The 7,645-nt window shown below is 70.5% G+C and carries 7 protein-coding genes and 1 pseudogene; all 8 read left to right on the top strand.

Features of this window, described 5'->3' with window-relative positions; all coding sequences use genetic code 11:
* A pseudogene (locus tag E2E34_RS27910) lies at positions 1 to 387 on the top strand (hypothetical protein); the annotation flags it as partial.
* Positions 388 to 502: 115 nt separating this feature from the next.
* Positions 503 to 1,210 (top strand): Flp pilus assembly protein CpaB, encoded by a 708-nt coding sequence (gene cpaB / locus E2E34_RS27905; RefSeq protein ID WP_138904666.1) that lies wholly within the window; start codon positions 503 to 505, stop codon positions 1,208 to 1,210.
* A 10-nt stretch (positions 1,211 to 1,220) separates the two neighbouring features.
* A complete protein-coding gene (locus E2E34_RS27900) occupies positions 1,221 to 2,846 on the top strand; it encodes a CpaE/TadZ family protein (RefSeq protein ID WP_138904665.1) in 1,626 nt (541 codons plus the stop codon).
* A 17-nt stretch (positions 2,847 to 2,863) separates the two neighbouring features.
* Positions 2,864 to 3,244, top strand: a complete 381-nt coding sequence (locus E2E34_RS27895) for a TadE family protein (protein ID WP_244316176.1) — start codon at positions 2,864 to 2,866, stop codon at positions 3,242 to 3,244.
* Positions 3,245 to 3,360: 116 nt separating this feature from the next.
* Positions 3,361 to 4,716, top strand: coding sequence for a TadA family conjugal transfer-associated ATPase (locus E2E34_RS27890; protein WP_138904663.1), 1,356 nt, complete (start codon positions 3,361 to 3,363; stop codon positions 4,714 to 4,716).
* Positions 4,717 to 4,723: 7 nt separating this feature from the next.
* Positions 4,724 to 5,659: a type II secretion system F family protein gene (locus tag E2E34_RS27885; protein WP_138904662.1), complete on the top strand. Its 936-nt coding sequence runs from the start codon at positions 4,724 to 4,726 to the stop codon at positions 5,657 to 5,659.
* Positions 5,660 to 5,705: 46 nt separating this feature from the next.
* Complete coding sequence (locus E2E34_RS27880; protein ID WP_138904661.1) at positions 5,706 to 6,593, top strand: DUF5936 domain-containing protein; 888 nt, start codon at positions 5,706 to 5,708, stop codon at positions 6,591 to 6,593.
* Between the two features lie 5 nt (positions 6,594 to 6,598).
* On the top strand, positions 6,599 to 7,645 hold a 1,047-nt coding region (locus E2E34_RS27875), incomplete at its 3' end, for a DUF8745 domain-containing protein (RefSeq protein WP_138904660.1).

Here is a 7,645-nt window from a genome sequence, read left to right as displayed (position 1 = left end):
ACCGCCCTCTCCGTCCCCGATCCCAGCGCCCGTGCCGGCCTCGCCGGACCCGGGTTCGCCACCCAGCTCCTGGTCGGCAGAGGCACCCTCGCCTCCGACTGGGTCACCGGAACCCTCGCCCCCGCCTGGCAGGTCTCCGGAGTGCACGAGACCGCGCTGCCCGCCGACTCCCCGCGCTGGTGGGGTACGGCGAAGATGATCGAGTTCGCCGCCTATCTGCCGGACATCTCCGTGCTCTACCAACTGGTCGCCTCCGTGCGGCGCGAGAAGTGCCACTGGTGCGGCGTCGAACTCATCGGCGACCGCTGCGGATTCTGCTCGGCCCCCCTCACCCCGCCCGAGAACCAGTCCCGAGCGGCCGGTGTCCTGAACCAGGGGTCGCCGTAGCGTCGCGCGGGGCACGATATTCCCCAGGCAGCACAACTGTTCCGATGTTCCACGCATGTCCGTTGATCCTGATCTGATCCTGATCCGACGTTCCTGATCGAGGTAGCCCTACTCCATGAACTCTCGTCAGCGCCGCGGCGTCATTCTGCTGCTCCTGTCGGTCCTCTGCGCCTTCGGGGCGTTCGCCGGCGTGCTTTCGGTGATCAGCGATGTGAACTCCAAGGTGGGACCGGAGGTCTCGGCATACCGGCTCAAGAACGACGTGGCGCCGTACAAACAGCTCGACTCCGGCCAGTTCGAGAGAATCTCGATGCCGGAGCGATGGCTTTCCGCCAACGCCGTGACCGACATCGCGGAGGTGCGCGGCAAGATCGCGGTGACCCAGCTCCAGAAGGGCTCCCTCCTCCAGAGCGACATGATCGTGAAGAAGCCCGAACTCGGCTCGGGTGAGCAGGAGATCGCCATCATGATCGACGCCGCCACCGGCGTCGCGGGCAAGATCAACCCGGGTTCGCGCGTGAACATCTTCGCCACGTTCGAGGGCGAGGACGAAGGACAGCCGGACAAGTCCCAGGTCATCGTCTCCGGCGCCCGCGTGCTCGACGTAGGCAAGATCACGGCCCTGGAGCCGGGCAACAACGACCGCAGCCGCCGTGCGAAGGACGCCGTACCGATCACTTTCGCTCTGAACACGCTCGATGCCCAGCGCGTGGCGTACGCGGAGTCCTTCGCCGAGCATGTGCGCCTGGCTCTCGTGGCCGACGGCAGCGACACGACCATCTCGCCGCGCGACCGTGAGTACACCCTCGACGGGGACAAGTGAGGACCGGCGTATGACGACTCGTATCCTCCCGGCGGTCGGCGACCCTGATGCCGCCCGCGCCATCACCACCCTCCTCAGCCAGCTCCCCGACGCGGAACCCGCAGCACCCGTCATCGACTCGACGTCGCTCCTCGACACCCTGGCGCGGCTCGCGGGCGAATCGCTCGATGAGCTGCCCGAGGTCGTGCTAGTCCACGAGCGCATCGGGCCCGTGCCCGCCCTGGAACTGATCCGCGAGGTCGCGCTCCGCTTCCCGGCGGTCGGCGTCGTCCTCGTCACCGGCGACACCGGGCCCGCGCTGTTCACGGCCGCCATGGACAGCGGCGCGCGCGGACTGGTCGGACTGCCGCTCGGTTACGAGGAACTGGCCGCCCGTGTGCAGGGCGCCGCCTCCTGGTCCACCGGCGTACGACGCCACCTGGGCACCGGGCCGGACGTCTTCGCGGGGCCCGGCGGCACGGTGGTGACGGTGACGGGCGCCAAGGGCGGCACCGGGGCCACGGTCGTCGCCGTGCAGCTCGCACTCGCGGCGAAGGCGTCGGGGCGCACGGTCGCCCTCGTCGACCTGGACCTCCAGTCGGGGGACGTGGCGTCGTACCTGGACGTGCAGTTCCGCCGCTCGATCGTCGACCTGGCCGGCATCGCCGACATCTCGCCGCGCGTACTCCAGGACGCCGTCTTCTCCCACCCCACGGGCATCAGCCTGGTGCTCGCACCGGCCGAGGGCGAACGGGGCGAGGAGGTCACCGACCGGGTGGCGCGGCAGGTGGTGAGCGCCCTGCGCAACCGCTACGAGGTCGTCGTGGTGGACTGCGGCACGCAGATGAACAGCGCCAACGCGGCCGCCGTCGAGATGGCCGACCAGGCGCTGCTCGTGGTCACGCCGGACGTGGTGGCGGTACGGGCCGCCAAGCGCATGGTCCGGATGTGGGACCGCCTCCAGATCCGCAAGGCGGAGGAGACGACCACCGTCGTCAACCGCCACAACCGCAACACGGAGATCCAGCCGCCGCTGGTCGAGCGGATCACGGGCACGAAAGTCGCACGTGCCGCGATCCCCGCCAATTTCAAGGAACTCCAGGCGGCGACCGACGCGGGCCGCATGCAGGACCTCGACAGCCGCGGCGCGGTCAGGCAGGCCCTGTGGTCCCTCGCCGGCGAACTGGGGCTGGTGAAGCCTGCGGCGGGCGCGGGTGCCAAGGGCGGGAAGCTGCTGCGCAGCGACCGGGGGGCGATCGGGTTCCGGGGGCGCGGCAAGGACCGCGACCGCGGGGCCGTCACCGTCGAACTGGCGGGCATGGCGCCTTTGATCATCTTCGTGATGGTCGCGATGTGGCAGGCGGTCCTGTTCGGCTACACGTTCTCGCTGGCGGGCAACGCGGCGGACGAGGGCGCGCGGGCGGCCACGGCGGCGGCCACGAGGGGGGAGAGCGAACAGGCGGCCTGCGAGGCCGCCGCCGAGAAGCACCTGCCGTCGTCGTGGCAGGACGGAGCCGGAATCGAGTGCAACCCGGAGGGCAACCTGTGGAAGGCACGCGTCGAACTCAGCACTCCGATCCTCTTCCCCGGGGCCGGCAACTTCCCGTGGGACGTGGACGGTAACGCGGGTGCTGCCGTGGAGGGAGACGGTCCATGAGGTTCTTACGTCGCCGTATGGGACGCGCGAGGACCGGTCGCGACCGCGACCGGGGCGCCGCCATCCTGGAGTTCGCCGGATTCCTGCCCATCCTGCTGATCGTCGCCATGGCGGGTATCCAGCTCGGCATCGTCGGTTACGCCGCCTCCCAGGCGGGCACGGCGGCGCGGGCGGCGGCTCGTACGGAGGCGCAGGAGGAGCTCCGGGGGCAGGGATCGGCCACAGGAATGGCCGCGATGAGCGACTGGATGGCCGCACGTACGGACATCGATGTGGGCGGCGAGGCCATCGTCACCGCGACGGCCGTGGTGTCCATCCCCTCGGTCGTCCCCGGCATGGACGACTTCGGCGAGGTCGAGCGATCGGTGACGATGCCGGCCGATCAGGAGGACCGATAGGACGCACCCCTGCGACAGGCCCTGCGAAGGCCCCGCGAACGGCCCCACGAAAAGCCGTACGAAGGGCCCCACGCACGCACCGCACGAGCGATCCGCACCACCGAGGAGTGACGCACATGAGTCTGCGGGCACGCATCACCGCCCCCGACGAGCACGCGGGAGGGCGGGAGGACGGCCACCTGGTCGCGACGTACCGCACCAAGCTGCTCGAGGAGATCGACCTCGCGGAGATGTCCTCGCTCGCGGCCGGCGAGCGGCGGGCCCGGCTGGAGCGCGTCCTCGCTCACATCATCAGCCGCGAGGGGCCCGTCCTCTCCACCGCCGAGCGCTCCCAGCTCATCCGCCGGGTCGTCGACGAAGCGCTCGGGCTCGGCGTACTCGAACCGCTCCTCGAAGACGCGTCCATCACCGAGATCATGGTGAACGGACCCGACTCGATCTTCGTCGAGCGGGCCGGCCGGGTCGAGCAGCTCCCCATGCGCTTCGCGTCCAACGAGCAGCTGATGCAGACCATCGAGCGCATCGTCTCGACCGTCAACCGCCGCGTCGACGAGTCGAATCCGATGGTCGACGCCCGCCTGCCGTCCGGGGAGCGCGTCAACGTCATCATCCCGCCGCTGTCCCTCACCGGCCCCACGCTCACGATCCGCCGCTTCCCCCGTGCGTACCGCCTCCAGGAGCTGATCGGCCTCGGCACGCTCGACGAACAGATGCTGATGCTGCTGTCGGCCCTCGTGCGGGCCCGGTTCAATGTCATCGTGTCCGGCGGTACGGGCTCCGGGAAGACCACGCTCCTCAACGCCCTCTCCGGTCTCATCCCCGACCACGAGCGCATCATCACCATCGAGGACGCGGCCGAGCTCCAGCTCCAGCAGGCGCACGTCATCCGCCTGGAGACCCGGCCGCCCAACGTCGAGGGCAAGGGGCAGATCACGATCCGCGATCTCGTACGCAACTCCCTGCGCATGCGCCCCGACCGCATCATCGTCGGTGAGGTGCGCGGCGGGGAGACGCTCGACATGCTGCAGGCGATGTCGACCGGCCACGACGGATCGCTCGCCACCGTCCACGCCAACAGCGCCGAGGACGCGCTGATGCGTCTGCAGACCCTCGGCTCGATGTCGGAGGTCGAGATCCCCTTCGAGGCGCTGCGGGACCAGATCAACAGCGCCATCGACGTGATCGTGCAGCTCGCCCGCATGGCCGACGGCTCCCGCAAGATCAGCGAGGTCGCGATCCTGGTGTCCCACGGCCGCGAGCGGTTCCAGATCGCCACCGTCTCGCGCTTCCTCGCCCAGCCGATGAGCGCGGACCGCGTCGTCCACGGCCGGTTCGAACACCTCGCGCTGCCGCGCCGCATCGCGGACCGGCTCCACCTGGCGAACGAGCCGATCCCGCCCGCGTTCGGCGTGGCGGACCTCGACGACCCGCTCGATCCGCTCAATCCGCTCTACGTACGAGAGGCCCAGTAGGTACGCGATGAACAATCCCGCAATGCTGGCGATCGGCAGCACGCTGCTCTGCGGCGCTCTCGGCATCGCCGGGCTGCACACGTACGTCTCGGGCAAGGCCCAGCGCGCCGCCCTCGTCGACCGCCTGGCCATCACCGGCCCGCACCCGGTGGGCCGGCAGCGGCGCTTCACGGGCGTCGACCGGCGGCTGCGGAAGACCACTCTGGGCAAGAGGATCCACGTACGCCTGTCGGCCACCGGACTGGACCTGACGGCGGGCGAGTTCTTCGTCTACGTGGTCGTCGGCGTGGCGGCGCTCTGGCTGATCGCCTCGTCGGTACTGGCGCCCTTCTTCGGCCCCGTCGCCGGTCTGGTCGCCCTTTGGAGCGCCAGCGCGTTCCTCAACTGGCAGCGGCAGAAGCGGATCGAGGCGTTCATCAACCAGCTCCCCGACCTGTCCCGGATACTCGCCAACGCCACCGCCGCCGGTCTGGCCCTGCGGACGGCGCTGAGCATGGCGGCCGAGGAGCTGGAGGCCCCGGCGGGCGAGGAACTTTCCACTGTGGCCAACCAACTGGCGGTCGGCCGGTCCATCGACGACGCCCTCGGGGAACTGGCCGAGCGCCTGCCGTCGCGCGAGCTCGTCGTCCTGGTCACCACCCTGGTGCTGTCCAACCGGGCCGGCGGCACGGTCGTCGGTTCGCTCCGCAACCTCACCGAGACGCTGGAGGAGCGCAAGGAGACGCGGCGCGAGGTCCGCACGATGCTCGCCGAGGTCAACGCCACCGCGTACACGATCCCGCTCCTCGGCCTCGGCGCGATGATCATGCTCAACTCCGTGACGCCCGGCTCCATGGCCCGCATGACCGGCAGCCCCGTCGGCCAGATCATCGTGATCGTGGCCATAGGGCTCTACGCGCTCGGCTTCATAGTGATGCGCCGCCTCGGCAAGATCGACGTCTGACCGCCCGCCGCCCCGCCCGTACGAGCTGAAACAGGAGATATCCAGCATGGCACTGCTTCTCGCGCTGGTGGTCGGACTGAGCGTCGCGGGCGCGTTCCAGGGCATCAGGATGTACCGCGCCGAAGCCAAGATCCCCGGCGACCTGGCCGTGGCCCTGGAGATCGGCGCCTCGCGCGTCTCGGGCACCGAGTCGGCGGTCGACCGCCTCGGCATGCGCTTCGCCCCGACCGTACTGCGCCTCATGGGCGGCCGGCGGGTCGACAAGAAGCGCCGCAAGATCGACATGGCCGGCAACCCCGGCGGCCTCACCGTCGACCGGTACGCCGCCCGCCGCGCGGTGTACGGCCTGTTCGGCGGCTTCTCCGCGCTCGTCCTGCTGCTCAAGGACCTCCCGCTGTTCGGCGTCTTCTGCATCGCCTACGGGTGGTTCGCGGCCGACGTCACCATCTGGCAGGCCATCCGCGAACGCAAGGACGTCATCGAGCGGACCCTGCCCGACTTCCTCGACGTACTCGCCGTCGTCGTCAGCGCCGGCCTCGGCTTCCGGCAGGCGCTGGACCGCGTCTCGGAGAAGTACGAAGGCCCCTGGGCCGACGAGGTACGCATCACCCTGCGCCAGATGGACATGGGCGTCAGCCGCCGCCAGGCCTTCGACGAACTGCGCAGACGCAACGAGTCCGAACAGGTCTCGCAGTTCGTGACGGCGCTCCAGCAGGGCGAGGAACTCGGCGCGCCGATCGCCGACACCCTGATCCAGATCGCCAACGACATGCGCCGCACCGACGCGCAGAACTCGCGCCGCCGCGCGGCGAAGGCGATCCCCAAGACGACGGTCGTCACGCTCGCCTTCATGGTCCCGGCGACGCTGCTCCTCATCGTCACCAACATGTTCCTGGGGTCGGAGACCGACTTCGGCTCGGTCTTCGGCGGCTGACGGCCATGGTGTCGCTCCCCACGATCCGGCTCGGGCCCGGGCTCCGGCGTGGGATCCGCACGCCGTCCGGCGGCGGTACGACGGCACTGCACGGCGGCGTGAACGTCCCGGAGGCGGCCCCCGCCTCCGCGCTCGCCGACGACGTACCCGCGCCGAGCATCCCCATCCAGATCAACGCCCTCCAGGCGCTGTGCCGCCAGGTCTTCGGCTTCCGCCTCGCCATGATCGCGCTCGGCGCGCCCTTCGCGCTCGCGAGGGCGGGCGGGCAGTTCGGCGGCTGGCTGGTCGGCGGGGCCGTGGTGTTCAGCTTCGTCGGCTCGTACGCCATGCTGCGGGACTGGGAGGTCTTCGGGCCGCTGCTCATCAAGTACCGCACGCTGATGGGCGTGGACGTGCTCTTCGGCTCGGTCCTGCTGCTGACCGCCTCGCCCGACTCGGCCCTCGGGTACGCCACGGTGTGCACACCGCTCCTCGCGGGCCTGCTGTACGGCTGGCGGGGCGCGGGCATCTTCACCGCGATCCAGATCCTGCTCCTGGCGGCGGCGTACACCGCCTGGTCGGAACGGATGGCGAGCCCCGCCAGCACGCTGCTGATAAGCGGCTTCTGCGTGGCGGCGGGAATCATCGGCGTGACGCTGCGCAATCTGATGTTCCGGTTCGGGGCGGCGACGCAGGCCCTTTCCGAGGCGAACGCCCGGCTCGCGGTCACCGACGCGGTGGAGGGCGAGCGGGCCCGCCTGGCCCGGGAGATGCACGACTCGGTCGCCAAGACCCTGCACGGCGTCGCGATGGCCGCCGAAGGGCTGGCCCAGTCCGCCGACCGGATGGACCCGCTGACGGTCAAGCACCAGGCGGGCATGGTCGCCCGCTCGGCGCGGCGGGCGGCCGCGGAGTCCCGCGAGATCCTGTCCGACCTGCGCCGGCAGGCGGACTACGACACCGGGGGAGTGGTGGTCGCGGACGAACTGGCGGCCCGAGTGGCGGACTTCGGCCGACGGACCGGCATGGGGGCGGACTTCCGGGTGGTCGGAGGGCCGCCCGCCCCGCCCCTC

It is taken from the genome of Streptomyces albidochromogenes (assembly GCF_005981925.1).
In the GTDB taxonomy this organism is placed as follows: domain Bacteria; phylum Actinomycetota; class Actinomycetes; order Streptomycetales; family Streptomycetaceae; genus Streptomyces; species Streptomyces albidochromogenes.
The sequence above is the reverse complement of the archived record's forward strand: the minus strand, read 5'-3'. Positions and strand labels throughout refer to the sequence as shown.